The sequence below is a fragment of the Microseira wollei NIES-4236 genome (genome assembly GCF_020521235.1).
GTDB lineage: Bacteria > Cyanobacteriota > Cyanobacteriia > Cyanobacteriales > Aerosakkonemataceae > Microseira > Microseira wollei.
This window is the reverse complement of the sequence record NZ_BLAY01000026.1, coordinates 22625-47589: the sequence shown is the minus strand read 5'-3', so window position 1 is coordinate 47589 and position 24965 is coordinate 22625. Positions and strand designations below refer to the sequence as shown.

Below are 24965 nucleotides of genomic sequence, written 5' to 3'. Positions count from 1 at the left end.
GACATAACAAGAGGTTTATTGATTTTTTAACTTCTGTAATTGTTGCTCGATTTCGTTAATTTGTTGTTGCTCTCCTAAAGTTTCGTATTCCGTTTTGGCTTGAGTTAACCAATTGATAGCTTCCTTAAAATTACCCATGGCGCTGTAAAATGCCGCTAAACGAGTTTTTGCTTGTGCTTGTGCCTCGATATCGTTGGCAGTTTTCCCTAGTTCAATTGCCTGCAAGTAGCGATTTAGGGCTAAATTAATTAGTCCTATCTGTCCGTATAATTCACCCAAAGTGTAGTAAAATGCTGCTGTTTTAGTTCCCCGTTTAACTAAATCTTCTAACTTGTCTGTTGCTTCGGCAATCAGTTTATTTTTGAGGTAAATTTCCACCAAGATTAAAATTTTTCCTTCATCTGGTAAATCTTGACGATTCACAGCTTCTATGTCTGTTAAAATGCGCTGTGCATCTTCTAGTTTGACCAAGGTAAATACTTCTTGCGCTACAACTGGACTGTTATTTGCTTTCACAGAGAGGGAATAAATTCCACCAGGTTGCAGCGCGCGATCGCTTGCATATACAATCTCTGTCGTGCTAACTTCCTGCTCCCAGTTTACCCCCGTACCGCTGACTCGCACAATATAGCTGGTTGCGCCTGCTACCGGATACCAGCGGAATGTAGGTTTGTTATTTAATATTGCTGTTCGGCGCGGACTGATAATATCAGGAATAGGATAACTTGAACTGCGCGTCGGGCCAATTGGGCCGCTTGGTGTAAAGATAGCTTGCGATGTGGGAGGACAACCATTTCCTGCACCAGAAATGCCTTCAGGAACGCGCCAAGATTGGCGATTTTCGTAACAAAAAACAATCGCTCGAATGCCTCTATTTAATTTGAGTAAATCTCCTGAATATAAGTTTGTTCCAACGCTGGTGCGATGAAATTGCGACCTTCCCCGACGTTGCAACAAAACTTCGCCGCTAGCTTCAACAATTTTGCCAATTGGCGAATCATTGAAATTAGATTGTGCAATTGCTAACTGCCAATTTACAGCGGATAGGATTGTGGCTATGATGAATGCGATCGCTACGCGGTTTTTCATCAACATTACACCTCTGGTAAAAGCACCTACCCTCGAAGGGTAGGACTACACAAACAAAGCCTGCCAAAGCAGGCTAATCAAATTCTTCAGTCCGCTTTGGCGGACGCAAGTTTGTATAGCCGCACCCTTCAGGGTGACGGCGGCTGGTGCATTATTAGATCTCGTTCCCAGGTTCAACCTGGGAACGATAATCATGAGGCTCCGCCTCTTACTCAAAACATTAATTTTTAACATTATTTATCCGTTGTCGTGCCATCCCGATCCAAATTGCTTCATCTTTGTTATACATCGAAGCATATCCGAGACATTGTTGCCATTGCACCAACGCAGCTTTTTTATCTCCTCGACGATCTAAAATTTGAGCCAGCAAACAATAACTAGAAGCGCGCGATCGCGTTAATTCTATCGCAGTTCGCAAATGTGCTTCTGCTTCAGAGTAGCGACGTTGTTTTAGCAACACCCAACCCATATTTTTATGAATATCCGACTTGACAATCTTGTCTTTAGCTAGCGGTAAAGCTTTTTGCAGCAAATCGAAAGCAGCAGTAGGATTTTTATCCTGAATAATATACAAACGAGCTTTGTTGTTATAAGCTGAAGCAGCAACAAAATCATCTCGCATGGCTTTTGAATATTGTTCGTTAGCTGCCTGATAATTTTGTTGGTCTTCGTAAAGGTTTCCCAAATTATAATGACCCGATGGCGACCCTGGATTTAATTTTAGCGCCCAATTGTAGCCTGCTTGCGCTTTAGGCAATTCACCTGCTAAATGATTTGTTACCCCGTACCAATTTGCTAACCAAGATAGACCAAATCCACAGCCAATAAATGCGGCTGAAAGCAACAGCGGCACTCCAGGTTTGAGCGAGTTGATGAAATTGTGCCAGGTGGATGTATTGGGTGCGGATGATGTTTGCTGTTCGTTGGTGCGATCGCGCTCTACAATCGCGGGTGTGACACAGCGATCGCACTCTTGTTGTGTGTGTGGATTCTGTTGCGATCGCACCTGTGCAGTCCTTTGCTCCTGCAAATGCTCTTTCTGTAGTTCTTGGAGGACTGATATGACCTTTTTTGCCGTGACTTTTTTCCCTGTTACTTCTGACAGTAGTTTCCATAACTTGGGAGCAATACCCCGTTCTATGGTGTTTTTTTCATAGCCAGGAAACTTGATGCTCTTGAGTTGATTTCCGCTCAAAATTTCCGTGAGTATGTGTTTTTCAACCGCTTCCAACGGTCGTCCTGTGCGTTTGTAGACTAAATTTTCCGCCAACGCCACTAACGGCGACATCTCGTCTGCATCCATTGTTCATCTCAGTTTCATATTTTTCCTTTGAGTATACCGTGAAACGAGCAAGCTCAACTAAATTTTTTATGAATTTTATTTTTGGACTTCGGTAAATTATGAACTTTTTGAACTTTTTGAACTTTTTGAGCTGAACAAAAAAAGTTCATATCCCCTTGATTTTTTGGAAGATGCGATCTTAATATCGAGACTAAGTTCAATCTTTAGGATATTTAGATGTCTACCTTTGATATTGGCAATCTTTGCGGCACGCAAGCTTATTCAGGCTCCCTTGATGGTGCTGCTGCATTTGACCTTTACTGCACTTTAAGTGGAGCCGAAGTAACTCTTGAAAGTTCTCTGGGTGGTGCGAGCAATTATTCTAATGTGCCAAGTTGTAGCGGAGATATATTGTAAATTCCAGCAACAGCTCTACCTAAACCCGACTTTTCCAAAAAGTCGGGTATCCAGAGATATCTAATTAAGCTGAATCAAGTTGAATTGTATGTGTGAGTTATATGAATGATGAAAGAAAGTAAATAGTAAATTTCCCTAAAATCCGGCTTTTGATGATTTAGACTTTAACCCCCTTGTGATTTGGGAAGAGGGCGCGATCGCCATTTAATTCTACTAAATAGCATCTGATTATTTGGAGGATAAATCAATTGTATGTCTGTTATGAAAAAGTTATCAATGGCTGCAATCGGAGCAATGCTTTTCACAATGGAAACAGGGATTCCGGCTCAAGCTCAAAGTAATATAAAGCAGCCAATACATTACAACTCTGTAAATAGACATAAATATTTTTTCATAGATCCCGCAGCTAATGGCCCTTTTTTGAGTAACTGGCACCGCACTCAATATGCGGCTAACAGATCCAGCGGAAATCTTGTCACAATCAATGATGCTGCTGAGCAAAACTGGCTTGTAAAAAACTTCGGAGGAAAAGAACTTTTTTGGATTGGATTGAGCGATTTTGCTAAAGAAGGTGATTTCAGATGGGTGAATAACGGTCAGCGCCCTCAATATACAAATTGGTGGCCTGGAGAGCCAAATAATGCTTACTATAATGAAGATTTTGTTGTCATGAATTGGGCAGCACCTGGTAAATGGAACGATGTATTAGGCATTGGCACTAACCCCGGTGGCTTTAATTCCGACTCCATACGCGGCATTGTTGAATTTGAAGGACTTACTGTTCCGACAAATGGTTCAAAAGCTTCTCTGTTATTCCAAGAAGTTGGAGGTGTGCTACTACCGGGTTGGGATCATGTCGGACTGTATTTCAATGGCTACGTCTATGAATCAACCAAGCCAACTACTGAAGGACTCTACTGGAATCCAGAAAGCCGAAAATATGAGCCTGTTGATAATGTTAATGGTGTTCAGAAAGAACGCAGTCGGGGCGTATTTCGAGCATTTCCATCATCAAATACATTGGAAATACCTATTTCTTATGACCTCGCCAATAAGATGGCTGATAAGATAAACTCCAAAGTTCGCAGCGCAGGGTATCAATACCTGACTCTGCCTGGAATGCTTCAGGGTAATTTCTTACCATTTAAGCAAAAAGGGTGGTTGGATAACAACTTTACTTGTGTCGGACTCATAGAGTGGGCTGCCGAATCAGTTGGTCATCGGGGAGGTCAAGGGTTCATTCCCTGGTATCAGGAATTTATTTACATTCCCTATCTAAATGTGAGTATCCCGACTCTCACGCCTCAAATTATGTACTGGGCGGTTATCTCACCAAACTCCTTTTCCAATCCTGGGAATTATTTGCATAGTCTATTAGATCCAGTTGATTTCATTTTGACTGATTCACTTGGACGCAGGTTTGGCTACACCGCAGAACTAGGACTCGTTAATGAAATCCCTGATGCGTTTTACAGTGGAGACGGTTGGGCAGAGCAGTTTTACATACCCAATCTGCCGTCAGGTGACTATAAACTCGATCTGTTTGGCCTCGATGATGAAGCGAATATTGCCATAGGCAACTCAACAATTGGAACTTTATTTTCAGGATTTCTTGCCAAAGGCGAAACCCGCACTCTCACTTTTCACCTACCGGAACTTGAACTAGAACCGAAATCAGTACCAGAGTCTTCTTCTGAATTAGGTGTATTTGCAATTGGTGCTTTGGGCATTAGTTTGCGCCTGAAACGCCAACAAAAAACAATCTGAAAAGTTACCAGCGTTCCACACAATTTTTCAGAGACAAAAGCCTAAAAAATTAGCTATTTTTGGCGTTCAACCATAAAAATTGCCAAAAAAGCTACCGCACCCGCATATTAGCCTCAACCTCATTCCAACAAACTTGCATAAGCAAGCCAAACTTTTACACGGAGAAAACCATGTTAGAGTCTTTCGGATCGGAATCCAACTACCCTTTGAACCCACTTGCCAATCCTTACCAGATTGGTTTGCTTGGTAACGTAGAACCAACAGGCGGAATCATTTCTCAGTCGGCAGTTAAAAACTTGCTAACGGGTGGTACGAGTCACGAACTGATTAATACTGCGCTGATAGTACCAGGAATTGAAGACCGTTTGATAATGAGTGACGACTCATTTGGATCGCAGATAGAAGACACTAGCAACAGTGTTGACAACTCGGTAGATTCTCTCACGGGAATAGTGTTGTCTCAGGGAACAGATAGCGATCGCCAACTTCCTCCCATATTACAGCAAGCTCTGCGCTCGGCTCACGATTCTCTCACTGGTTTGGCAACCGATCCAGATTACAATGCCAAGATGAATTTAGCTTTTGGCGACAACTTCGATACTAAGGTAGCTAACGATATCGTTCAAAAGTTTGCGAAAGCCAATTTTACCGAACTCCCATCCATAGAGATTGTTCCATCTGCTGCAATTAATGGAGCAAATGGTGCTTTTGACAAAGCTACCAATAGAATTTATTTATCCAGTGAATTTGTAGCAGAAAATGCTGGTAATCCAGGTGCGATTACAAGTGTGCTGCTAGAAGAAACAGGGCATTATATAGACTCGAAGATAAATATCTCGGATGCAACAGGAGATGAAGGAGATATTTTTGCGAGACTCTTGCAAGGTCAAACGATAAGTACGGGTGAACTTCTGGGGTTAAAAGCTGAAGATGATACCGCAACGGTTGCTTTTAACGGGCAAAATTATTTCTTAGAAATGAGTAGGTCTCCAATCCAAGGTAGCATTGGATCCTTCTATTACAGTAATCCTAATATTGCCCGTGACTTAGGGGAATCTACTGGTAATGAAGTTCAGTTTGCACCTGGTAAATGGCGACAAGACTTCCAAAGAGGTGCTATTTTCCACTCATCAAATGGAACTTTTTCTGTACGCGGTAGCCTTGGCAAATATTACCTCAATATAGGCGGTCAAAATAGTCAGTTAGGTTTGCCTACTGGTGAAGAAGTCCATATTGGGAACGGAAATTGGCAGCAGAATTTTGAGAAAGGCTTTATAGACTGGCGGAATAACGGTACTGGTCAAGTTATCCTTATTCCTGCAAACAACTGGCGGGGTGAATATTTTAGCAATATAAACTTAACAGACAAACCCGTCTTTTTTGAGAACTTAGGAGATGGTAGCCGAGGTTTTTCTCGCAACTGGGGTAATAACTCTCCTAGTCTTAATATACCCACTGACAATTTCTCTGCTCGTATGACGACTCAGCGTTATCTAGCTCCAGGTCTGTACAAAATTACAACTCAAGCCGATGATGGCATCAGGGTACGTATTGGCAATCAAACAGTAGTCGATAAATGGGTCGATCAGCCATTTGTAACCAATTCTGGCTATTTCTACTCGAACGGTAGTAACTTTCCGATCGCGATTGAATACTACGAGCGGGGTGTTGGTGCAGCTATAAACTTTAACATTACCCCTGCTACTAAATTCCAAGATTCAGTGAATGAATCGCAGCAATGGAAAGCCACTGTTTTCAATTGGAATGGCAGCCAAGGTAATCAGCCCCCTATCAATTTCTGGAACGGGGAAATGAACAACCAGAATGCTATTGGTGTGATTAATTTGGGATCTAATACCCGCAGCGATGGCAAAAAAGGCATCAATTTTGACTGGGGAGATGGCGCACCTAATCGAGATGGGAATCGTCTACCCCATAACAATTTTGCGATTGGCGCATACACCTGGGCTGATTTTGACGGTAGTCCCTATAAGTTTCGAGTAAGAGGTGATGATGGATTCCAAATCCGTGCTAAAAATCACAGCACAGGTGAGTGGTTTGACATCACAGTTCCGAATCAGTGGACACAAGCTTACGGTTTTACAGAAATAACGAAAGCGCTACCTGCTGGTCGGTACGATCTAGCGTTCAATTACTATGAACATGGCGGTTTAGCGAATTTCGACCTTTCTTGGGAAAAGCCTGGTAATCCAGATATCGACATCCAACTTGTTCGCCTAAATGGTTTTACTGACCAAGAGTGGCAGACAATTCTAAAGGCTGAACAAAACTGGGAAAGAATAATCACCAATGATATGTTTTCCAGCGATCATCCAAGAGGGGGAGTTTTGAAAGTCGCTGTTGTGAAAGAACAATTAAATGGGGGTGAGGCAGGTTGGTTTGCTGGCACATACGATGTAGGAAAAACTAACCCTGTTATTCGCGATGTAGAGAATTCAGATGTTGATAGAAACGGAGTTGACTATGACAATATCATTCAGTTCAATACAAGGAGATTTCAGGAGGTTTTAAAGAACAACTGGCTGGTTCGAGTAGCAATGCACGAAATTGGGAATACATTAGGTCTTACTGATGACAACAGTAAGCCAAACTTAATGAGGCACGGCAGTTTTGACCCTATCATGGATGGAAATTTTGACAGATTGACTAACTTGGGATACAAGGTTGATCGCAATGTACCAATCTACTGGTCTTGATTAGTTGTTTTATAGGTCATGTCAAGGCGATCGCACTTCCTCTTTTCCAGGAGCGATCGCCTTTCCCCAAAATCAAGCGATCGCTCCTCAACCATCCCCGAAGTGCGATCGCCCGTTTATCTCCCTAGTTGCCCCAAGAAACCGGGTTTTTCAGATCGCCTTTACCTCTGAGCCTAAATCTTGTGCAAAAACCCGGTTTCTGAACCCCAAGCGATATGCCTGGAGGCACGCTGCGCGATCGCATGTTTTCTATTTCTCTGGGAAGTGCGTTCGCGAAGCGATGCGTAGCATTATCGCTTTTAGGGATGGATTTGGATGCGATCGCGTTTTAAGGCGATCTGGAAATAGTAGAGTGCGATCGCCTAAAATAGAAAGTATAATTCATGCCCAAAAGCTCTCGTCATGCCCGTAATTTCAATGTTTTATGGTGTCATCGTCAGAATGTACTATTTTGATAACCAAAAACATCAATGCCCACACATACACGTCACCTATCAAGACGAAGAAGCCGTATTTGCTATCCCTAATGGAGATATCCTTGAGGGCAAACTTCAAAAATCTAAACTCAAGCTAGTTCAAGCCTGGATCGAAATCCATCAAGACGAACTGATGGCGAACTGGCAACTGGCAGTCAATGGGCAACAAGTCTTTAAAATCAACCCTCTCCAGTAATCCGGAGTAATTGTATGTCTCCCAAAGTCATCAAAGTCGAACCCATAGAAAACTATCAACTTCGCCTCACCTTCAGTAATGGCGAAATTCGCCGCTTTGATGTCACTCCCTATCTCGACAAAGGGATATTCACCGAACTTCAAAACATTGACTATTTTCAACGAGTTCAACTTAGCTTTGGCAGCATTCAATGGCCCCACGAACAAGATTTTAGTCCTGATACCCTTTATCTCACCAGTCAACCCGAAGAAAAAATAGCAAACAACACATCTTCCCTACAAAGTCAAATTACCGGACATCTCTCCCCTGAATTAGCACAAATCTTTCTCGAAGGATTACCCGCACACATTCGTACCGGACTGGAAATGCGAGCCAAAACAATGAACTATCCAGTGTGGGCAGTAATTGAAATGGCGATCGCAGGCTATCTCGATGAAGAGGCTCTATCCTTTATCGATTGTAAGCCTAAGCTCGACTAGCGATTGTGGAGTGCGATCGCGCCACCTTGAAGCCGTGCGATCGCGTTATCAGGGGGATCTGGAAACAGTAGAGTGCGATCGCGCTGTAGGATGGAAAAACTGCTTGCGTCTCCAAATTTCCATGACCAACTCCATCCAGGAAGAAGCGCGCCAAATCCTCGATACTCTTGCCTTTACCCCCTTCGATCAATGTCATCCTCTCAGCCGCGACTTCGACGCAATTCCTGCCAGAGTTGGTTTGTACGCCTTTCGGCATCGGATTGAGGGATTACTCTATATCGGCAAAGCCAAAAACCTCCGCGATAGACTACGGGGTGGACACAAAGCCTTCCTTTGGGGCTGGCTCGATCGCTACGATCCAGATGATGTAAGGATTACCTTCGTTACTCTCAACCAATGGCAAAGACCAGGGTTATCATATGAACTAGAAACCCTCATCCTTCAAGCTACAAATCCGCCCTACAACGTTAAAATCCCTAGAGAACAATGACTCAAACCCTCAATATCCAGCACTTACCACCAGAAGCTATTCATTCCTTGATTCCATATTTGCCTGACTACGTAAAAGTCGCTCTAATTCAAAAAGCGGCTGAGCTGGAATGTTCCCTTGAATCTGTAATAGAAATGGCGATCGCCAGCTTTCTAGACAAAGACGCTTTCAGCTTTGAAGATTGCCTATTATCGCAACGTCTCCAAGACTCAAAACAGGGGTAATCTTCCCAAAAGAGATCGGCGTGTGATCGCGCTTTCAAAATGACAGTGCGATCGCCCGCTCAAATACAGTCAGATTTGGTCTGAGCGATCGCCTTACTTAAGCCGCAACTGTAGTCGGGCTGGGAGGGACTAAACCTTCTTCTTCGCAATACTCAAGATAGCTGGCGATCGCTTCTTATGCATTAGCGATCGCTTCTTCATAAGTTTTCCCATAAGTGCAAGGCTGCATCGCAATGCTCGCAAACTCTGGCAGCGTTACCAAATAAAGTCCATCTTCTTGGGACCATTGAATCAGTAAACTATAGCGGTAATTCATTCGTCTGATTCCTCTGCTGCAATTGTTTCTATAGCGCTTCGCGCTGGTGTATTTATAAATACTGAAAGGCAGCATCGGCAGCTTGGTGAATATTAAAATCATACTTCGGCAACTCTTTTCTGATAGCTGTCTTCACTTTGTACCACCAATGCTCAATCGGGTTTAAGTCAGGAGAGTAGCTGGGTAAGAATAGTAACTCACATCCAGCTTTTTCAATCAGTTCGCGAATTTTTCTAGAGTTATGAAATGGAGCATTATCCATAATGATTATCTGTCCGACTTTAACTTGCGGCAACAGGCATTTCTCTAGCCAAGTCTCAATGACTTTGGCTGTGCAATATCCCTGATAGACCATCGGAGCAAAAAACTTATCCTTAGATAAAGCTCCAATAATACTGAGTATGATAGCGGCGTTTTCCCGGTCGCGTGTCGTGATATCTTTTTCCTTTTTCACACGCATAAACTGCTGTTTCATTATTGTTAATTCCGCTCTCATCCATGTAAATCAACTGTTGTGGGTCGTAGATTGCTATTTTTTTTCTGAATTCATGGCGGGCTTCTTCACAGCGCTCTTTGTAGGCATAGGTTTTTTTTTACGAGTGTAACCCAGCTTTTTTAATCCTCGACTAATTGTATGATGACTGACATTTCCCCAGAGTGAGGCTAGTTCTTTTTGGGTTAGTGAGCCGTGGCTATCTACCAATTCTTTGAACCTAGGCCAGTCTCTTATTTTGGCGGGTTGAGGAGGTGGAATAGGTATTTGAGGAGTTGTTGAGCCTGTGGTTTCAAACTGCTTGAGCCACCGATAAAGTGTTGGACGGCTAATCTTGAGCATACGACTCACTTGAGAGAGCGAGCTTCCACTCAAGATTAGGTCAAGTGCCCGGACTCGTAAATCGTAACTATATGCGATCCCCATAATTTATTGAACTTGCTTTTAGCGAGCGTGTACTAATTCCTCAATTGTAACTATCCCAGCGCGAAGCGCTATAACTCTTGAATCGCTTGTTTTAACAATTTCTCCAAATACAACGGTGTATCTTCACCGTCTTTGAAAGCAATGGTAATCAACAGTTGTAGTTGCGGATGCTTCCAGTTTTAATGGCTCCCCTTCCCACGCCGCTGCACAAACCCTAATCCAATCAACTGGGCGTAGTCCCGAATTTTCCTTGGCATATATGCCCTTGCTTGATTGGCATAATTTTCAATTGAGTTGCTCCACTTGCTAGTTTAGCATTAGTAATTGAGGGGAAATGCAACTTTTCGCTCTCTCATAGTCAAGAGCGATCGCTTTTTTAGGAGAGGAGTGATATGCCTCCGCAACGCTCGCGCGAACGCATGTGGGGATGGATGTATGTGTGATTCGCGCTCCGCGACAGCTTCGCTTCATGGTTAGTGCGTGCGATCGCTCTTTTTGCGGATGTGAGTGCTGGTATGGTAAGACTGCGATTCTTGAAGCGATAGCTTCGCTTCACGCGCAGCGTGCCGGATCGCTATGATTGAACTAACATTCTTCCACACCACCCATGCCCGAATCTCTACAAACCTCACGACTCCAGCAAGCGATCGATACGGTAGAATCCCTATCGCTTGAAGAACAAAACCTAGTCGTTGAAATCTTACTCAAACGACTACAAAGAAAACGCCGAGAACAACTACTTCAAGAAATTGGAGAAGTGCGACAGGAAGCTTCTCAAGGCACGATCAAATTTGGCTCCGTAGAGGATTTTCTCAAGGAGTTAGATGCTTGAGAAAAATTGCTTGGACTCCCAAATCTCTGAGAGCGTACAAACGCCTAATTCGTCAAAACCCTCAAATGCTTGCCTGCGATCGAGGAAACCCTCCGGCAACTTGCAAGCGATCCCTTTCATCCCACTCTCAAAACCCACAAACTTTCTGGTGAGTTTGATGGTATTTGGTCAGCCTCAATTGATTATAGTTATCGCATTTTGTTCGAGTTCACCGTGACTCCAGACTCGGAAGACGCAATCTTACTGCTGAACCTTGGCAACCATGATGATGTCTATTAAAGCCAAGTTTATTCCTCTACAGCCATCATTGCGGAAAAAGACTTCGGCTACGATGAAAAGAAGATGCGAGAGCTTGCGCTGTGCCGGAGGCTTATCGCCCCCGATCAATTTCTATTGAGCGATCGCCCTCAACATCAGTTTAATCGGTTCATTCTGCTTCGAGAAATAAATCCATCTCAACTCGAAAAAACTCGGCTAGTTTTCTGGCTTCATCATGGTTAATCGGTCTTTGATTCATCAAAATTTCTGAAACTGCTGTTGCCGAGCCTAAAATTGGTATCAAGTCAGACTCTTCCAAATCCCTCGCATCCATTAAATGTCGCACCATCGAGCTATAATTTGGTGTATAAATAGGATAATTTTCTGCTTCAAATTTCTCAATCAGTACAAGTAAAAGTTCCAGAAAAACCTCTTCTTCCAGCGTGCGCGTCTCACGATGTTCAAGCTCTTGAGCCAGAGCGATCGCGCGATCGTTCTCTGCAACTGTCGCGATCGGTTTCGGCTGATACCGAACTAATAGTTCAGTATAAGATTTTGCATCAAAAGTACGGGTCATTTTTCCACTCATCCTTGTCATATTCTGCGTGAGTTAAAACGTATTTGATGTAGACTCTTTGAGAAACATAAACAAGATCGACAATCAACCGATACCTGTTTCCCTTGATATTAAACACTGTGAAGTTTCCCACCGCCTCCGCTTTTGGATAAATCTGCTGAACATCAAGCAAGTTCTGCCATGTGGCTCTGCTTGCAACTTTATACCAAGCATAAAGCGCTTCCCTTGCATCTGCATGTTCCTCACAGAATTCGCGCAGCGTTTTTCGGCTAATGACACGCATCACACCAACCTTTTCAATCGCGCCATCATCTCTATTATCTTGCCGCTCGTGCAGTAACCATAGCCAAACATGTGTATCCAGTAAAATCATGAACCCAACGCATCCCAAAGATCCGTCATCGGTGCATCAAAATCTTCAGCAACTATTATTGGTAAACCTCTCAGAGGATAATGCTTCTGCGACACCGAATCAGACGCCTGCGACGAATCAATCGGTGTCGCTCGATTCACCTGCGTCAACCGCAAAATGCTCAACAAAACTTGCAGCACTTCATCGGGTGCTAGCTCAATTTCACGCATCAATTCTTCACGAATAGTCATGTTCTAAAATCTCCTAAATCAAATGACCGGAGCATCCATCAACTATAGCCGATTTGCGTTGAGAGAGCATCACCTCGATTGGGTAGCGGCGAAGTCTTTTGGCAATGGGGAGAGCGATCGCCCAAGGAAAGGTTGGGAGGCATATCTTCCCAACCTTTCATCGCGATCGCCTCAAAAAAACTATCAGCTTTCCTCCAGATCGAAGACAATCTCGAAAGTTGCATTTGGCACATACCGCCGCAAGGCTCTCAACCGATCGTCAGCATCTTGGCGATTGACAAAACGAGCGATCGCGTGAGTTTTTGCACCTGGTAAAATCCGCACTATCATCCAAGGACGTTGAAGTTTTACCCGATTCCTGATAACTAAAACGTTGTTGGCAAGCACAGCGCCTTTGAGATTGGCACTTAGCTGCTCAATTAGCAAGGTAGCAATGTCCTCTAGTTCTTGTTGTTTTAAACTCATCCTCAAAGCATCAAAGTCGCGATCGCGGTAGTTGCTGATGCACGATAGTAGCTGCGTAATGCCGAAATCATCTAAAGCTTGCTGATAGGCGTCCGAGCGATCGCCGCGATCGCTGACAAGTTTTATCATGGTGATAGTCTCCTGTTATGCGGGAACTAGAAGCCAGCGGTAGCCGTGAGAAAGTTAGTCGCTGGCTTTTGACATTTCTAGGTTTGACAGCAATTGTTGACGGCTGCATAAATCCGCGTATCGTTTCTGCCATAAGGCTTCGAGTCGAGAAAGCGCTTCTTGGGTATAGCGCTTTGCTTCTTGCAAGATTAAATGCCGCAGATTGTTGAGCGCATCTAAGTTTCGACAGCTGCCGATCGAGGTTTGACACGCTGCAATCCACTGCTCTAATTTGCGGTAACTCACGAAATAACCGCCGAGTCCTTTGATATGCACCCACAAGACGTTGTGCCATTTTTCCCAATAGAGAATCCGTTCTTGACTCACTTTCAGGTGTTTGGCGATCTGTCTAAGGGTAATGACAAAAGTTTTGGGGTTGATGCGATCGCGTAGCGATCGCATCCCCTTGCTCTGAATATTCATGCTTGACTCTTGCCAGAACCAGCTATACTATATGACAATTTAGGCGTTAATTCAATTATATGTCAATATCCTCGTTCCATGTTTCAAAATTTCCTTCGTTCCCAAATCCAGCTATCTTGGCAACTAAGTCTAAATGTTTCGACTTAGAACGAGTAGGCGCATACAGCCCATTTTCCCACTCGCTAACCGTTTTCTGACGCACACCTAGCTGTTTTGCAAACTCTGCCTGTGTTAATCCCATATGGAAACGCAACAATTTGATCGAGCTGCTATTCCAAACTACGTTCCCATCTAAGCGCTGTACTTGATGGCTAATTGTAAATTGACGGAATGTCACCGACTGCCGCTCAAAATCGACATTTTCAACGCGATAGCCAGCGTCCATCCAGGCAGAAGCTTGCAGCGCACCTTTGCTGCGATTGCTCCACCACGCACGCTGAGATTTGGCTGAATCGGGCAACGAGTTATCGATCAGTGCCTCGATTTCAGCAAAGGTTAGGATAACTTCGTTTTGGTTGCTGCCACGCAAAAAATCCAGGAGTGGCTGGTACTTGCTGCCCTCCTTCTTCATGTTATCTAGTTGTTATCTCCGCTAGGTGACAAATTTAAAGGTAGCAAAATTCGACCATCTACCCCTAAAAGGGAGCGATCGCAATCCCATCAAGACGCGATCGCTTCTAGTCCTTACCACCCTCTAACCATACGCTCGATGGTGGATGGATCGGTTGGCAATGCAGCAGTTAATACTTCGCACCCAGATTCAGTAACTAGAACGTCATCTTCGATGCGAATGCCCCGCACGTCGCTAAATTGTTCTAAACGCTCCCAATTGACCACATCTTGATATTTGGCGCGCCGATCGGGGTAGTTTAAAATTGCCGGAACTTGATAGAAACCGGGTTCAATTGTGACTATCATTCCAGCTTTTAAGGGGCGGTCTAAACGGAGGTATTTTAAACCAAAGCGATCGCTCCTAGTCCTCCCCATCTCATACCCCGCCAAATCTCCCAAATCTTCCATATCGTGGACATCCAAGCCCAAAATATGTCCGATGCCGTGGGGGAAAAACATGGCGTGGGCGTCGGTTTCTACCAATTCTTCTACATCGCCTTTGAGGATGCCTAAATTCACCAACCCTTCCGTCAACACAGTCGCGGCGGTCATGTGAATGTCTTGATATTCTACGCCGGGGCGGATTTGAGCGATCGCCGCATCGTGCGCTGCCAGTACTACCTCGTAAATTTGGCGCTGAGAAGGGGAAAACCACCCAGAAACAGGCCAAGTGCGCGTGACATCAGATGCCCATCCCATCGGCGTTTCAGCGCCTACATCTGCCAGCAGCAATTCCCCGTGATGCACTGAGTTAGAATAGTGTTCGTTGTGGAGGACTTCGCCCTGAACCGTGACGATGCTGGAATACGCCGTTGTCATGTTATTTGCCATGATGACGCGCTCCATCGCCGCCCGGATCTCGGCTTCGGTTTTAGCGCCTGGGGATGCAGACATTCCGGCTTTGTGGGCTTCTATTGTTATAGCTATTGCTTTGCGAATTTCTGCGATTGCTCCCTCATCGTGGCACAGTCGCAACTTGACAATCGCGTAAGCTAATTCCCAATCGATCCAGCTCAGATGCTTTGCCGAAAACAACCAGCGGTTGAACAGATTCGACTGTTGCTGCTGTACGATTACATCTTGGACTGGAATTGTCGCGCATCCATAAGCTCGCGTCCACAAGTCGCTCATCGGGTAAGCTACATTTGCCCCAATTAGCTGACCCACCTGATCTCGTGTAGGCTTTTCTCCATACCAGAGCGCGTCGTCTAGACTTGGCTCATCCATGAACAACTCTAACCTGCCTGCCTCTAGGCGAATGGCAGCATTTTCTAAAGGGAGGCCAGCAAAGTATAAAAAGTGACTGCTAGCCCGAAACGGAAAGCGGTTGTCGGGAAAATTGCGCGAGGGGCGACATCCCGACCACAGCATGACTGGGAAATTAACAAGCTTAGCCAGTCGCTGCCGCCGCTTGCGGAGAGTATCTGCCAGAGAAGTGCGGGGAATCGTGTTCTCTGGGAGGTCACTCAAGCGCAAGCTTTTGCCGAAGAGTATTGTGTCTGTCAGACGGTCGCTCTGGGTCAGCATCATTTGTGAGCGTAAGATTTTATTAAGCGAAAGATATCACCTCCTGACAGGATATCAGAAGAATCAAACAACGCGAATAGCAGCTATGTCTTCTAAACTCAAGGCGGCGTCAATCCCCATTCAACCCCGTACCTGGCCTATCCTTGCACTCCCTGGATTGAGCGATACCGATGGTCAAAAACTTAATGAATGCGGTATTACCACGACAGCACAGCTGATTGCAGCAACTCGAACACCAGAAACTAAGCAAGCACTCGCCAGTCGATTGCAGGTTCACGCCCACCACGTCAGTAAGTGGGTAGCGATGGCAGAATTATCTAGCATACCCAGCGTTGGTTGTCAATACTGCGGGCTATTATTGCACGCGGGTATTGCCTCGGTTAGTCAACTAACTCAAACTCCGGTTCACAGATTGCACCAACAAATTTTGCGCTTGCACGTAGCCACGATGCAACGTAGAGACTTGTGTCCTTCTATGGAGGAAGTACAAGGGTGGATAAAACAAGCCCGAATGCTAATCGCTCATAGCTAATGGCTAACTGCCTTTTTCTGGCTATGAGCGATTAGCCATTAGCTATTAACCTTTAGCTAATACCCCGTGCAGGAAAATATCGGAGATGCCTTCAGCCATTTCCTTGATGTCTTGGGGGGAAGCACCCGGTGCCATGATGGTATTGTGACTGAAACCAGCGATCGCAAACATCCCCACAAAAACCTGTGCAACGATCTTGGGATTCATCCGGCGATAAATGCCTTTATCCATCGCCGTTTGAAAAAAAGCTTCCGCCACGTCGGTCATTTTAGCAATGACTTCGGTTTGGACGCGATCGCGCAAATCTGGGTGAAACTGCGCCTCCATAAAACAAACGCGCATCAAATCCGCATTCTCTTGTAAATTGAACATCCGCCGCCGCATGACTTGCCCCACCGCCTCGTAACTGCCCATTTCGCTGAGTTCGGTCAGTAAATCGGTGAGAATTTCTACCCATCCCAGAGTCGCCACCTCAATCAAAATCGCCTTTTTATTCGGGAAGTGGCGAAACAAAGTACCTTCTGCCACCCCAGCTGCGATCGCCAAATCGCGAGTCGTCGTGCCGTCAAACCCTTGGCGGGCAAACAACCGTTGGGCTGCCTTGATAATGCGGGTGCGCGTAGCGTCTTCTGTCAAAGGAGGCCGTTTCAATAGTCCCATAAATAACCACGTTGATAGGGCTGACCGCAGCAAAAGCTGGTAGCTTTATTTTCTAAGCAGTAAGTGGTTACTCCGCGTAACCTTAATACATCGTTAATAGATTTCCCTAATGGGTAATGGGTAGTGGGAAAAAATCTACTACCTAGTACCTAGTACCCAGTACCTAGTACCTACCACCGATCGCTGACCACTGACCAAATGCGAACTCTCATAGCGTTTCTATCTGCCGTTGTGTTGGGGTGGGGACTAATATCCACACCCGCCCTAGCGCGCAACGAGATCCCGACAACGGTAAATTTTAAATCCACTCCTGCTGGATCGATTCAGCCTTATCTGGATCGCGTCATGCAGCGGGTAACCGAGTTTCGCCTAGTTAACGGCATCAAGTTTATTGTCTTAGAACAACACCGCGCCCCCGTGGTTTCTTTTCTCACCTATGCTGATGTAGGCGGTGCGGACGAACCCAATGGCAAAACGGGTGTGGCTCACTTTCTGGAACATTTAGCGTTTAAAGGCACTACGCGCATCGGTTCTAAAAATTACGCAGCTGAAAAACCCCTGCTAGACCGTTTGGATCGACTCGATGCCCAAATTCGGGCGGCGTCATCGGCGGGTAAGCAAGCAGAACTTGCCCAGTTGCAGGCAGAATTTCAAAAAGTGGAAGCCGAAGCTGCTAGTTATGTCAAGCAGAACGAACTAGGACAAATTGTAGAGCAGGCGGGGGGAGTCGGACTCAATGCCAATACTTCCACCGATGCGACTCGCTATTTCTACAGTTTCCCCGCGAATAAGTTAGAACTGTGGATGTCTTTGGAGTCGGAACGATTTCTCTTTCCCGTTTTTCGCGAGTTTTATAAAGAGAAGCAAGTCATTTTAGAAGAACGACGCTTGCGGACGGATAATTCCCCCATCGGTCAGATGATGGAAGCCTTTTCCGATGTCGCCTTCAAGGTGCATCCCTACCGGCGTCCCGTGATTGGCTATGACGAAGATATCCGCAATTTGACGCGGGAAGATGTGCAGCTGTTTTTCGATACCCACTACGTCCCCAGTAAGTTAACGATCGCTGTGGTGGGCGATGTTAAACCAGCTGAAGTTAAACGTCTGGCTGAGATCTATTTTGGTCGCTATCAAGCGAAACCCGCTTCCACCAACCAAATCCCCCCAGAACCTAAGCAAACCGAAACCAGAGAAGTAACGTTGCGCTTGCCTTCCCAGCCTTGGTATTTGGAAGGATACCACCGTCCGGCGATGAATCATCCGGATCACGTAGTTTATGAATTAATCGGCAGCATTCTCAGCGATGGGCGCACTTCTCGCTTGTACAAGTCTTTGGTCGTACAAAAACAAGTGGCGCTAGGGGCGCAAGGTTTTAGCGGTTATCCGGGAGATAAGTATCCCAACTTGATGTTGTTTTATGCTTTAACTGCACCAGGGCATACCGTAGATGAAGTGGCGACGGCGTTGCGGGCAGAAATTGACCGCCTCAAAACCGAACCCGTTTCCCAGCAGGAGTTGCAACGGGTAAAAACTCAGGCGCGGGCAGGGTTGTTGCGAAGTCTCAACTCCAATTCCGGCATGGCTGAATTATTGCTGGAATACGAGGTCAAAACCGGATCTTGGAAAAATCTGTTTCAGCAGTTAGATGCGATCGCTAATATCTCCCCCGCCGATATCCAGCGCGTCGCTAACGCCACCTTCCAACCCTCTAACCGCACCATCGGACGCCTTTTACCCAAACAGGGATGAGGTCTGAAAAATTTTATCCCCAATTGGGGACAAAATTTGAGACCAATTGGTCTCATTTTGCCGACAAAGAAAAAATTTGTGTATCAATGGTACACAAAATACGGTGAGACAAAAAGATTTTGAGACCAATTGGTTTCATTTTGCCGGTACAAAAAATAAAACAGCAGAGAACAGGTTAACTTGTGGTGGGGGTTTGGGGGAGGCTATAAGTCCCACGCTGTAATCTTTGATTCAGCGTGGGATACATGGACATCCACGCGAGTGTGGTCTTGGGGGAAACCCCCAAGACCACACTCGCTCCCCAAGCTGATTTTACCCGGTCAAACCCGGTAAAATCAGCAACAAATGTAAGTTTATAGACCAGTATATCTGTGTTAGAATCAGTGATATGACTCTGATCGTGAACTACTGTTACCGAATTTATCCAGATGCTAGTCAAGAGCAGACGATGCTGCATTGGCTGGAGATATCTCGCAAGGTGTACAACTACGCTTTGCGGGAAATCAAAGATTGGGTGAATTCGCGTAAGTGTAGTTTGGATTATTGTTCGTTGGAACGAGAATATATCATTCCAGTGGACAAGCCATTTCCCACCTATTACGCACAACAGAACGCACTTCCCAAAGCAAAGAAGGAATTCCCCGAATTGGGTGAGGCTCCCTCTCAGGTTCTGCAAACTACAATTCGCAGATTGCATGACGCTTGGAACTATTTCCAAGAAAGGGGATTTGGCTTTCCTCGTTTCAAGAAGTTTGGACAAATCAAGTCCATGCTGTTTCCTCAATTCAAAACCAATCCGATTACGGGATGGCAGATAGGTCTGCCCAAAGTTGGAAAAATGCCTATCAACTTGCATCGACCGATCCCAGAGGGTTTTGTGGTCAAGCAAGCACGGGTATTGAAGAAAGCGGATAGATGGGAAGTAGTTGTCACGATAGAGTCTGATGTATCGATACCAGACGCCCAACCTCATGGAGATGCACTGGGTATTGATCTGGGATTGTCCAAGTTTTTGACAACCTCGGATAGAGAGTTGATTGCTAGACCCCGATTCTTGACATCCTTGTACCGCGAGTTGGAATTACTGCAACGCAAGTATGCCAGAACGAAAAAGGGTTCATCAAACCGCGAGAAAACTCGAATCAAGATTGCCAAATTCCACAACCACATCGCTAACGTTCGGAAAGACTGGCAGTTCAAGCTGGCTAACCATTTGTGTACCAAGGAAGGTATCGGAATGGTGTTTGTTGAAGACTTGAACTTAAAAGCAATGTCTAGGGGAATGCTGAGAAAGCATACCCTTGACGCCGCTTTTGGTCAGTTTCTCAATAAGCTTGCATGGGTAGCCAAGAAACATCAAGTCTACTTTGCCCGTGTCAATCCAGATGGCACGTCTCAAACCTGCCCTAAATGTGGAACACATACGGGCAAGAAAGAACTTTCCGAACGGGTTCATAAGTGTGATGGTTGTGGGTATGAAACCGATAGAGACCACGCCGCATCAGAAGTAATCAGGTTGCGCGGTCTAGAGCAATTGAGTACGCAGGGACGCTGCGGAATAGAAAACGCCTATGCAGTCGGTCTGCCGGGGGTGGAGGAAACTCCATCTAGGTCAGAGACGAAACCTCGAAAGAGAAAAACTAGGAATGCCAGATCGTGAGGTTTGGAAGCCTACACTGTACTCGTAAGAGTCAGTGTAGGAGGATGTCACAGATGCATTCCAATCTCAAATCAAAAATAGCTCCGAGTTGGCTGCTGCGGGGTGTAAAAGCGATCGCCCCAATCCTAGTAACAGCGCTGCTGTTGCTGCTGTGGCGCACGCCAGCAATAGCACAGGCGGCGCGACATTACACTGAATTATCGTTTCCGCCGATTCCAGAAATTCAGATACCTGCCTACACCCGGTACGAGATGGACAACGGGATGGTGGTGTATCTGATGGAAGATAAAGACTTGCCGTTGGTGGGGGGAATGGCAATATTTCGCACGGGCGATCGCACCGAACCGGCAGACAAGGTAGGATTGGCAGGGTTAGTCGGGACTGTAATGCGGAGTGGCGGTACAACCAAGCATTCTCCAGACGAACTCAACCAGTTATTAGAACAACGGGCGGCGGCGGTGGAAACTGGTATTGGCAGTACTTCGGGAAGTGCCAGTTTTAGCGCCCTCAGCGAAGATATAGAGGAAGTATTTGGGCTGTTTGCGGAAGTGATACGGGAACCTGCGTTTCCCCAAGACAAGCTAGATTTAGCCAAAGTGCAAGTTAAAGGTAGCATTGCCCGTCGCAACGATGACCCAGAAGCAATTGCCAGTCGGGAATTCCAAAAAGTAATTTACGGCAAAGAAAGTCCCTATGCCCGCACCGAGGAGTACGCCACGCTGGATAATATTTCTCGCGCAGACGTGGTGAGTTTTTACCAGAAATATTTCCACCCCAACAACGCGATACTGGGAATTGTGGGGGATTTTGACAGTAAAAAGATGCGCGATCTGATCCAAGCAAAGTTTGGCGACTGGAAAAGGAATCCGCAACTGCAAGTTCCGCCGCTACCGCAAGTATCGCAAGCGAACCAGGGAGGGATATTTTTTGTCAATCAACCCGAGTTGACGCAAAGTTATATCCAAATGGGACATCTCGGCGGTAGGTTTGACAGTCCCGACTATGGGGCGCTGGATGTGTTAAATAACGTGCTGAATGGATTTGGGGGGCGGTTGTTTAATAACTTGCGATCGCGTCAAGGTCTAGCATACAGCGTCTACGGTTTTTGGAGTCCCCGCTTTGATTACCCCGGTACTTTCGTTGCAGGTGGACAAACTCGTTCCGAAACCACGGTACCCTTTATTCAAGCCATCTTTGACGAAATTAAGCGCCTGCAAACCTCACCCGTAACGCCCCAGGAACTCGCTTATGGGAAAGACTCGGTAATGAACTCGTTTGTATTCAATTTTCAAGACCCCAGTCAAACCTTATCGCGGTTGATGCGCTACGAATATTATCGTTACCCCGCTGATTTTCTGTTCCGTTACCAGCGTGCGGTAGAAACAACAACCGCAGCAGACGTGCAGCGGGTTGCTCGCAATTACCTCAAACCACAGAACATCGTTACGCTAGTAGTAGGTAATCTCACTGATATTAAGCCGCCGCTGACTAGCTTAGCCCAACGAGTAACGCCCATCGATATCGCCATTCCGGCAGCGCAGCCAGGTGGGTAGGAGTCACAATCGGCAGCCAATTTCTTCACTTAATTTTAGCAGCCAGAGCGCGCGCCCCAATTATCTTTGTCAGATTTTTACGGATGTGGTCATCAGTACTTTCACTCATATCACTAATTGCTAAATGACCACACCGTATTTATACTGAAGAGCGCTTCCTAGCTTGAGTATTATAAGTAAATTCACGTAAGTTGTCAAGTAAAAATATAATCTATTGTCCAAAACTTTACAAAAACTTTATCAAATGTGCTTGTGTTTTTACTTAACCTTTATATAGTTTTATTGGTATTGTAGATATCATTTTTTTATGGGATTAGATTTTCTCTCGTCATTTTCAAATACCTCTCGTCGAAACCGATGTTAACACCTCGATTGTAAAAGGAGAACAGGATGAAACAAAAATTAGGTTTGACCAAGAGTGCGCTGTTATTCATTTCGACCTTAGTCACCAGCTTGGGCATTGCCGCCTCGCCCAGTATAGCTGCTAGCTTGGCTAGATCTCGATCGGTATTCACAATTGATTATTATAGTCAAAGCCCCGAAAACGTTCCGACTTTACCTGAGGATAGCGTTGAGGCAATTGCAGAGCCTGGAATGTCAGTTATTACGAATGGTATTCTGACTTCAGCTAAGGGTCGTGCTTCGGTTAGTGGCACAAATGTTATTGCACAGGCTGAGGCTTTTGCAAGTTTCTTTAAAGACCCCCTTTCTTCCTCCAATTTAACAAGTAATAAAGCTTCTGGCAGCGGTAACACCTACTTTGGGTTGGCACAAAGTGAAGCTAAAGTTGCTGGTGATTTCTCCATAAAAGCTGGTGAAACTTTTTCTTTTGATTTCACAGCTTTTTTAGAGCTGTCTACATTCGTAGGAAATCCCTTTGGAGAAAAGGCTACTGCCAGCGGAGATATATCCTTGGTTTTATTCGACATCACCAATCAGAGTGTCTTAGACTCTTTTTCAGTCTTTAGTAACATAGTAACGAGTGCATACGCGAAGCCATCAGAAGATGTTTTTGGTTACAACAAAAGCCAAAACATCAATATAAATTTTACGAAAAAATTCACTGATTTTGGCAGCATCTATAAAGAATCTGTCAAAGCCTCGTTTGATGGGTCGTATCAGCGTTCTTTCCAGAGCGATACTCGTCTACTTTTAATCGAAACAAAAACAAATCAAGTCACTGTCGAAGCTCCTGAACCATCGAATACATTCGCTTTACTTCTCGGCTTTGGAATGACAGGCGCTTTCTTGGGAGCTAAATCAAAACTTAACCAACAAAGCAAGTTATTTTCAACTGGGACCGACAAAGTTTAATCGAGCAACAGCTGGATTAATTCCTGGGTAATGGGAAAACCTGTTTGCCGTTCAAAGTGGAGAAACATGGGACTGGGATTGGCTTCTAAGAATACATATTCACCTTGGGGACTTAGACGCCAATCAATTGCAGTCCATTCTAGCATGAATGCCTGGGTAATGGCGAGACACTGCTGTTGGATGTAGTCGGGTAACTCGACGGGAATTAATTCAGCTTCTAAGTCTTCCCGAAAGTCTAAAGAAGGACTGCGAATTTCGGCAGAATAAACTGAATTGGCAATAACATAGCTGCGGATGTTAGTGCCGGGAATATATTCCTGTATGGTGACTGGAGACAGACTTAAAGTTAAATTGAGTCGTTTGGGATCTAAATGGTCTTGGGTGATAAATTGGGTATGAGCGCCTCCATAGACCGGCTTAAAAATTGCTTTTTCTTGAGACTGGACGAATGCGATCGCTTGTTCCGGATCGTTCCCAATCCAGGTGGCTGGAATTTTGACTCCTATTTGCTTAGCTTTATGCAACTGGAGCGGTTTTTCTTTGTGAAACTGGTAAGCTTGCCAGGAATTAACCCAACGGCAAGGGATAGCTTGCAAGAGCGTTCGCATAGCACTCATTGCATCGTTGACTGCGATTCTTTGCCGATCTGGGTCGTTTAACGAGGGGACGTTAACGCCAGAAAAACTACGCCAAAATACGCTGCGAATCTCTGAAAAATTTAATTTCCTGCCTCCAGGCAGAGTCAAATACCCCACTCCAGTATCTGGTTGCCAAGACAGGCGTAACTGAGTCGGAAACAAACGGGTATCTAAATAATCTACCGTCACACCCGCCTGGGTCAGAGTTTGTTTTAAATGGGCAGCATGGGCATCTTCAGAATTACCCAGAATTAAGATATTCATCGCTTTGGTTGTGCAGTACATAGTTGAGTTCGCCGGATAACCACTGTTTGAACATTTTGTCAATAATTTCTTTAGATCTTTCAGGGGTTAACTCGGCTGGAATAAATTCTTCAACTAGAAAAAGATGATACCCTTGTTCGGTTGCCAAGGGGCCGATTAACTCTCCGGGTTGGGCACTAAATATAGCAGAAGCTATATCTGGCTTTAAGCTCCAACGATGAAGCTTTCCTTCGTAACCGCAAAGATGCCGACGCCTCTCGTCAATATCGTAAAGGTGAGCCGCTTCATAAAAACTGATTTCCTCTTCCTCAATTTGATAGAAGAGTTCCTGAGCCAACTTTTGGTACGGTACAACAATTTGATAGAGTAATATTTGCTCGTAATCCAGTTTATTTTGGGCAAAAGTTTTTTCTACTTCGCGGTTGAAGAGGCTTTCAGCTAATTTTTTAGCCAGCAGGCGATCGCGCATTCCAGCTTCCCAGTCCTCCGGCGAGATCATCTCTTCTGCCAACCAGGCTAATGTCTGTGAAGCTTTCTCCAATCGCCTTTCATAACGGATGCGGTCGGCTTCAGCTTGAATTTCTTCTGCCGTGACTGTTATGCCTCTTTCCTGAGTGGCTTTTTCGATGATTTTTTGAGATAAAATCTGTTGGTTGACAAACTTCAGCTGCAGGTTTTTTTTTAGGTAAAAAACCATTTCATCAGCCTCTATAGATGGTCTAGTCAAGTCAGTCATCTAAAACCTCACGGGAAAACGG

Annotated in this window: 32 protein-coding genes; 15 read left to right on the top strand and 17 right to left on the bottom strand. The window is 45.2% G+C overall.

The window, feature by feature from the left end:
• Positions 1–15 precede the first annotated feature (15 nt).
• Genes MiSe_RS10735 through MiSe_RS10725 form a run of 3 tightly spaced genes read right to left on the bottom strand, consistent with a single transcriptional unit; the run spans position 16 to position 2392 of the window.
• Entirely contained in the window at positions 16–1089 is a 1074-nt protein-coding gene (locus tag MiSe_RS10735; RefSeq protein ID WP_226578623.1) for a tetratricopeptide repeat protein, read from the bottom strand.
• Between the two features lie 45 nt (positions 1090–1134).
• Positions 1135–1284: a hypothetical protein gene (locus MiSe_RS10730; protein ID WP_226578621.1), complete on the bottom strand. Its 150-nt coding sequence runs from the start codon at positions 1282–1284 to the stop codon at positions 1135–1137.
• Positions 1285–1309: 25 nt separating this feature from the next.
• A complete protein-coding gene (locus tag MiSe_RS10725) occupies positions 1310–2392 on the bottom strand; it encodes a tetratricopeptide repeat protein (RefSeq protein WP_226578619.1) in 1083 nt (360 codons plus the stop codon).
• A gap of 216 nt (positions 2393–2608) precedes the next feature.
• Between MiSe_RS10725 and MiSe_RS10720 the strand changes: the two genes are divergently transcribed.
• From MiSe_RS10720 to MiSe_RS10685, 8 genes are all read left to right on the top strand, one after another.
• The gene (locus MiSe_RS10720) at positions 2609–2788 is read left to right on the top strand and encodes a hypothetical protein (protein WP_226578617.1); all 180 of its coding nucleotides are present in this window, start codon (positions 2609–2611) and stop codon (positions 2786–2788) included.
• A 261-nt stretch (positions 2789–3049) separates the two neighbouring features.
• The gene (locus MiSe_RS10715; RefSeq protein ID WP_226578616.1) at positions 3050–4555 is read left to right on the top strand and encodes a lectin-like protein; all 1506 of its coding nucleotides are present in this window, start codon (positions 3050–3052) and stop codon (positions 4553–4555) included.
• Between the two features lie 539 nt (positions 4556–5094).
• On the top strand, positions 5095–7272 hold the full coding sequence (locus MiSe_RS10710; RefSeq protein WP_226578614.1) for a PA14 domain-containing protein: 2178 nt from the start codon (positions 5095–5097) through the stop codon (positions 7270–7272).
• 4 nt (positions 7273–7276) lie between these two features.
• Positions 7277–7684, top strand: coding sequence for a hypothetical protein (locus tag MiSe_RS10705; protein WP_226578611.1), 408 nt, complete (start codon positions 7277–7279; stop codon positions 7682–7684).
• Positions 7675–7944, top strand: a complete 270-nt coding sequence (locus tag MiSe_RS10700; RefSeq protein ID WP_226578607.1) for a DUF4160 domain-containing protein — start codon at positions 7675–7677, stop codon at positions 7942–7944. The genes MiSe_RS10705 and MiSe_RS10700 overlap by 10 nt, the downstream gene beginning before the upstream one ends.
• 14 nt (positions 7945–7958) lie before the next feature.
• Positions 7959–8423, top strand: coding sequence for a DUF2442 domain-containing protein (locus tag MiSe_RS10695; protein WP_226578604.1), 465 nt, complete (start codon positions 7959–7961; stop codon positions 8421–8423).
• 121 nt (positions 8424–8544) lie between these two features.
• On the top strand, positions 8545–8913 hold the full coding sequence (locus tag MiSe_RS10690; protein WP_444980483.1) for a GIY-YIG nuclease family protein: 369 nt from the start codon (positions 8545–8547) through the stop codon (positions 8911–8913).
• Positions 8910–9137: a hypothetical protein gene (locus MiSe_RS10685; RefSeq protein WP_226578599.1), complete on the top strand. Its 228-nt coding sequence runs from the start codon at positions 8910–8912 to the stop codon at positions 9135–9137. The genes MiSe_RS10690 and MiSe_RS10685 overlap by 4 nt, the downstream gene beginning before the upstream one ends.
• A 175-nt stretch (positions 9138–9312) precedes the next feature.
• Here MiSe_RS10685 and MiSe_RS52615 read toward each other — a convergent pair whose 3' ends face one another.
• The 3 genes from MiSe_RS52615 to MiSe_RS10670 are packed head-to-tail and all read right to left on the bottom strand — an operon-like array spanning position 9313 to position 10372.
• Entirely contained in the window at positions 9313–9453 is a 141-nt protein-coding gene (locus MiSe_RS52615) for a type II toxin-antitoxin system HicB family antitoxin (RefSeq protein ID WP_373872773.1), read from the bottom strand.
• A gap of 52 nt (positions 9454–9505) precedes the next feature.
• Positions 9506–9928 (bottom strand): transposase, encoded by a 423-nt coding sequence (locus MiSe_RS10675; RefSeq protein WP_226578596.1) that lies wholly within the window; start codon positions 9926–9928, stop codon positions 9506–9508.
• Between the two features lie 54 nt (positions 9929–9982).
• Positions 9983–10372 (bottom strand): helix-turn-helix domain-containing protein, encoded by a 390-nt coding sequence (locus tag MiSe_RS10670; protein WP_226578593.1) that lies wholly within the window; start codon positions 10370–10372, stop codon positions 9983–9985.
• A 607-nt stretch (positions 10373–10979) separates the two neighbouring features.
• Here MiSe_RS10670 and MiSe_RS10665 point away from each other — a divergent pair.
• Positions 10980–11204, top strand: a complete 225-nt coding sequence (locus MiSe_RS10665; RefSeq protein ID WP_226578589.1) for a hypothetical protein — start codon at positions 10980–10982, stop codon at positions 11202–11204.
• A gap of 69 nt (positions 11205–11273) precedes the next feature.
• Entirely contained in the window at positions 11274–11483 is a 210-nt protein-coding gene (locus MiSe_RS10660; RefSeq protein ID WP_226578586.1) for a type II toxin-antitoxin system RelE/ParE family toxin, read from the top strand.
• 148 nt (positions 11484–11631) lie between these two features.
• Here the strand turns inward: MiSe_RS10660 and MiSe_RS10655 are convergent, their stop codons facing one another.
• The 8 genes from MiSe_RS10655 to MiSe_RS10620 form a co-directional block, all read right to left on the bottom strand.
• A complete protein-coding gene (locus MiSe_RS10655; protein ID WP_226578583.1) occupies positions 11632–12039 on the bottom strand; it encodes a helix-turn-helix domain-containing protein in 408 nt (135 codons plus the stop codon).
• Positions 12023–12322, bottom strand: a complete 300-nt coding sequence (locus tag MiSe_RS10650; protein WP_226578678.1) for a type II toxin-antitoxin system HigB family toxin — start codon at positions 12320–12322, stop codon at positions 12023–12025. The genes MiSe_RS10655 and MiSe_RS10650 overlap by 17 nt, the downstream gene beginning before the upstream one ends.
• An 86-nt stretch (positions 12323–12408) precedes the next feature.
• Positions 12409–12642 carry a hypothetical protein gene (locus tag MiSe_RS10645; RefSeq protein WP_226578580.1) on the bottom strand — a complete coding sequence of 78 codons (234 nt, stop codon included), beginning with the start codon at positions 12640–12642 and terminating at the stop codon, positions 12409–12411.
• Positions 12643–12680: 38 nt separating this feature from the next.
• Positions 12681–12851, bottom strand: coding sequence for a hypothetical protein (locus MiSe_RS10640; protein WP_226578577.1), 171 nt, complete (start codon positions 12849–12851; stop codon positions 12681–12683).
• Positions 12826–13236 carry a hypothetical protein gene (locus MiSe_RS10635; protein WP_226578575.1) on the bottom strand — a complete coding sequence of 137 codons (411 nt, stop codon included), beginning with the start codon at positions 13234–13236 and terminating at the stop codon, positions 12826–12828. The genes MiSe_RS10640 and MiSe_RS10635 overlap by 26 nt, the downstream gene beginning before the upstream one ends.
• Before the next feature lie 54 nt (positions 13237–13290).
• Entirely contained in the window at positions 13291–13698 is a 408-nt protein-coding gene (locus MiSe_RS10630; RefSeq protein ID WP_307731326.1) for a hypothetical protein, read from the bottom strand.
• Between the two features lie 55 nt (positions 13699–13753).
• Positions 13754–14269: a helix-turn-helix transcriptional regulator gene (locus MiSe_RS10625; RefSeq protein WP_226578573.1), complete on the bottom strand. Its 516-nt coding sequence runs from the start codon at positions 14267–14269 to the stop codon at positions 13754–13756.
• Positions 14270–14382: 113 nt separating this feature from the next.
• Positions 14383–15840, bottom strand: coding sequence for an aminopeptidase P family protein (locus MiSe_RS10620; RefSeq protein WP_226578571.1), 1458 nt, complete (start codon positions 15838–15840; stop codon positions 14383–14385).
• 82 nt (positions 15841–15922) lie between these two features.
• Between MiSe_RS10620 and MiSe_RS10615 the strand changes: the two genes are divergently transcribed.
• On the top strand, positions 15923–16369 hold the full coding sequence (locus tag MiSe_RS10615) for a DUF4332 domain-containing protein (protein ID WP_226578569.1): 447 nt from the start codon (positions 15923–15925) through the stop codon (positions 16367–16369).
• 45 nt (positions 16370–16414) lie between these two features.
• Here MiSe_RS10615 and MiSe_RS10610 read toward each other — a convergent pair whose 3' ends face one another.
• Positions 16415–17029 (bottom strand): TetR/AcrR family transcriptional regulator, encoded by a 615-nt coding sequence (locus MiSe_RS10610; protein ID WP_226578567.1) that lies wholly within the window; start codon positions 17027–17029, stop codon positions 16415–16417.
• A 198-nt stretch (positions 17030–17227) separates the two neighbouring features.
• On the opposite strand from MiSe_RS10610, the gene MiSe_RS10605 reads away from it, so the two are divergent.
• From MiSe_RS10605 to MiSe_RS10590, 4 genes are all read left to right on the top strand, one after another.
• Positions 17228–18778: a M16 family metallopeptidase gene (locus MiSe_RS10605; protein WP_226578565.1), complete on the top strand. Its 1551-nt coding sequence runs from the start codon at positions 17228–17230 to the stop codon at positions 18776–18778.
• Positions 18779–19166: 388 nt separating this feature from the next.
• Complete coding sequence (locus MiSe_RS10600) at positions 19167–20438, top strand: RNA-guided endonuclease InsQ/TnpB family protein (RefSeq protein ID WP_226578562.1); 1272 nt, start codon at positions 19167–19169, stop codon at positions 20436–20438.
• A 44-nt stretch (positions 20439–20482) separates the two neighbouring features.
• Positions 20483–21991: a M16 family metallopeptidase gene (locus MiSe_RS10595; RefSeq protein ID WP_444980481.1), complete on the top strand. Its 1509-nt coding sequence runs from the start codon at positions 20483–20485 to the stop codon at positions 21989–21991.
• 390 nt (positions 21992–22381) lie between these two features.
• Positions 22382–23305, top strand: a complete 924-nt coding sequence (locus tag MiSe_RS10590; protein WP_226578556.1) for a hypothetical protein — start codon at positions 22382–22384, stop codon at positions 23303–23305.
• Here MiSe_RS10590 and MiSe_RS10585 read toward each other — a convergent pair.
• Together MiSe_RS10585 and MiSe_RS10580 are read right to left on the bottom strand one after the other, a co-directional pair.
• Complete coding sequence (locus MiSe_RS10585; protein WP_444980482.1) at positions 23302–24207, bottom strand: MvdC/MvdD family ATP grasp protein; 906 nt, start codon at positions 24205–24207, stop codon at positions 23302–23304. The genes MiSe_RS10590 and MiSe_RS10585 overlap by 4 nt on opposite strands.
• Positions 24185–24943, bottom strand: a complete 759-nt coding sequence (locus tag MiSe_RS10580; protein ID WP_226578552.1) for a peptidylprolyl isomerase — start codon at positions 24941–24943, stop codon at positions 24185–24187. Before MiSe_RS10580 ends, MiSe_RS10585 begins: the two co-directional genes overlap by 23 nt.
• Positions 24944–24965 lie beyond the last annotated feature (22 nt).

Coding starts and splice junctions, on each gene's coding strand:
- MiSe_RS10645 (WP_226578580.1), bottom strand. CDS start 12,642: ATGACTATTCGTGAAGAATTGATGCGTGAAATTGAGCTAGCACCCGAT.
- MiSe_RS10625 (WP_226578573.1), bottom strand. CDS start 14,269: ATGAAGAAGGAGGGCAGCAAGTACCAGCCACTCCTGGATTTTTTGCGT.
- MiSe_RS10635 (WP_226578575.1), bottom strand. CDS start 13,236: ATGATAAAACTTGTCAGCGATCGCGGCGATCGCTCGGACGCCTATCAG.
- MiSe_RS10735 (WP_226578623.1), bottom strand. CDS start 1,089: ATGAAAAACCGCGTAGCGATCGCATTCATCATAGCCACAATCCTATCC.
- MiSe_RS10695 (WP_226578604.1), top strand. CDS start 7,959: ATGTCTCCCAAAGTCATCAAAGTCGAACCCATAGAAAACTATCAACTT.
- MiSe_RS10630 (WP_307731326.1), bottom strand. CDS start 13,698: ATGAATATTCAGAGCAAGGGGATGCGATCGCTACGCGATCGCATCAAC.
- MiSe_RS10650 (WP_226578678.1), bottom strand. CDS start 12,322: ATGCGTGTCATTAGCCGAAAAACGCTGCGCGAATTCTGTGAGGAACAT.
- MiSe_RS10720 (WP_226578617.1), top strand. CDS start 2,609: ATGTCTACCTTTGATATTGGCAATCTTTGCGGCACGCAAGCTTATTCA.
- MiSe_RS52615 (WP_373872773.1), bottom strand. CDS start 9,453: ATGAATTACCGCTATAGTTTACTGATTCAATGGTCCCAAGAAGATGGA.
- MiSe_RS10715 (WP_226578616.1), top strand. CDS start 3,050: ATGAAAAAGTTATCAATGGCTGCAATCGGAGCAATGCTTTTCACAATG.
- MiSe_RS10580 (WP_226578552.1), bottom strand. CDS start 24,943: ATGACTGACTTGACTAGACCATCTATAGAGGCTGATGAAATGGTTTTT.
- MiSe_RS10600 (WP_226578562.1), top strand. CDS start 19,167: ATGACTCTGATCGTGAACTACTGTTACCGAATTTATCCAGATGCTAGT.
- MiSe_RS10585 (WP_444980482.1), bottom strand. CDS start 24,207: ATGAATATCTTAATTCTGGGTAATTCTGAAGATGCCCATGCTGCCCAT.
- MiSe_RS10670 (WP_226578593.1), bottom strand. CDS start 10,372: ATGGGGATCGCATATAGTTACGATTTACGAGTCCGGGCACTTGACCTA.
- MiSe_RS10675 (WP_226578596.1), bottom strand. CDS start 9,928: ATGAAACAGCAGTTTATGCGTGTGAAAAAGGAAAAAGATATCACGACA.
- MiSe_RS10730 (WP_226578621.1), bottom strand. CDS start 1,284: ATGATTATCGTTCCCAGGTTGAACCTGGGAACGAGATCTAATAATGCA.
- MiSe_RS10725 (WP_226578619.1), bottom strand. CDS start 2,392: ATGGATGCAGACGAGATGTCGCCGTTAGTGGCGTTGGCGGAAAATTTA.
- MiSe_RS10655 (WP_226578583.1), bottom strand. CDS start 12,039: ATGACCCGTACTTTTGATGCAAAATCTTATACTGAACTATTAGTTCGG.
- MiSe_RS10700 (WP_226578607.1), top strand. CDS start 7,675: ATGCCCGTAATTTCAATGTTTTATGGTGTCATCGTCAGAATGTACTAT.
- MiSe_RS10605 (WP_226578565.1), top strand. CDS start 17,228: ATGCGAACTCTCATAGCGTTTCTATCTGCCGTTGTGTTGGGGTGGGGA.
- MiSe_RS10615 (WP_226578569.1), top strand. CDS start 15,923: ATGTCTTCTAAACTCAAGGCGGCGTCAATCCCCATTCAACCCCGTACC.
- MiSe_RS10665 (WP_226578589.1), top strand. CDS start 10,980: ATGCCCGAATCTCTACAAACCTCACGACTCCAGCAAGCGATCGATACG.
- MiSe_RS10620 (WP_226578571.1), bottom strand. CDS start 15,840: ATGATGCTGACCCAGAGCGACCGTCTGACAGACACAATACTCTTCGGC.
- MiSe_RS10590 (WP_226578556.1), top strand. CDS start 22,382: ATGAAACAAAAATTAGGTTTGACCAAGAGTGCGCTGTTATTCATTTCG.
- MiSe_RS10595 (WP_444980481.1), top strand. CDS start 20,483: ATGTCACAGATGCATTCCAATCTCAAATCAAAAATAGCTCCGAGTTGG.
- MiSe_RS10690 (WP_444980483.1), top strand. CDS start 8,545: ATGACCAACTCCATCCAGGAAGAAGCGCGCCAAATCCTCGATACTCTT.
- MiSe_RS10610 (WP_226578567.1), bottom strand. CDS start 17,029: ATGGGACTATTGAAACGGCCTCCTTTGACAGAAGACGCTACGCGCACC.
- MiSe_RS10685 (WP_226578599.1), top strand. CDS start 8,910: ATGACTCAAACCCTCAATATCCAGCACTTACCACCAGAAGCTATTCAT.